Raw genomic sequence first — 1,182 nt, forward strand, 5'->3', positions numbered from 1 at the left:
GCCTCCCTCGTAGCCGTTGATGTACTGCAGGACGCCGCCGGTCCAGGCGGGGAAGCCGATGCCGAGCAGCGAGCCGACGTTGGCGTCCGCGACGGAGACCAGGACACCCTCCTCCAGGCAGCGCACGGAGTCGAGGGCCTCGACGAAGAGCATCCGCTCCTTGAGTTCCGTCAGGTCGGCCTCGCGCAGCGCCGGGTCGGCGAAGTGCTCCCGCAGTCCGGGCCAGAGTCCGGCTCGCCGGCCGTCGGCGTACTCATAGAAGCCGGCGCCGCCGGCACGGCCGGGGCGGCCGAACTCGTCGATCATGCGGTCGACGACGGCGTCGGCCGGGTGGGGCGTCCACTCCCGGCCCGCCTCCTGCGCGGCGCGACGCGTCTCCTCCCGGATCCTGCGCGGCAGGGTGAGGGTCAGCTCGTCCATCAGGGAGAGCACCTTGGCGGGGTAGCCGGCCTGGGCGGCGGCCTGTTCGACGGAGGCGGCGTCGTAGCCCTCGCCGACCATGGCGACGCCCTCGTCGATGAAGCGGCCGATGACCCGGGAGGTGAAGAAGCCGCGGCTGTCGTTGACGACGATCGGCGTCTTCTTGATCTGCCGGACCAGGTCGAAGGCGCGGGCGAGCGCCTCGTCGCCGGTCTGCCCGCCCTTGACGATCTCCACCAGTCTCATCCGGTCCACCGGCGAGAAGAAGTGCAGCCCGATGAAGTCCTTGGGCCGGCCCACCGCACCGGCGAGCGAAGTGATGGGCAGGGTGGAGGTGTTGGAGCACAGCAGGGCATCGGCGGCGACCACGCTCTCGGCTTCCCGGAGCACCTGGGCCTTGAGGTCGGGGTCCTCGAAGACGGCCTCGATCACGGCATCGCAGCCCGCCAGGTCCTGGGCATCGGCAGTGGGCGTGATCCGGGCGAGGTGCGCCGTGCGCTCGGCGTCGGTGGTCCGGCCGGCGGCCACCGCCTTCTCCAGCAGCCGCGCCGAGTACGCCTTGCCCCGCTCGGCCGACTCGACGGACACGTCCTTGAGGACGACGTCGATCCCGGCCCCGGCGCAGGCGTACGCGATGCCCGCGCCCATCATGCCGGCGCCCAGGACGGCGACCTTGTTCACGGTGCGGGCGGGGAGGTGCTGCGGTCGGTTGGCGCCCGCGTCTACGGCCCGCAGGTCGTGGAAGAACGCCTGGATCATGTT

At 71.8% G+C, this 1,182-nt stretch carries 1 protein-coding gene; it reads right to left on the reverse strand.

All coding sequences use genetic code 11. The features are described 5' to 3' along the window. Positions 1–1,182: 3-hydroxyacyl-CoA dehydrogenase family protein (locus AOK11_RS31980; RefSeq protein WP_167353860.1), on the reverse strand; the 1,182-nt coding region annotated here is incomplete at both ends.

Source organism: Streptomyces hirsutus, assembly GCF_001418415.1.
In the GTDB taxonomy this organism is placed as follows: domain Bacteria; phylum Actinomycetota; class Actinomycetes; order Streptomycetales; family Streptomycetaceae; genus Streptomyces; species Streptomyces hirsutus.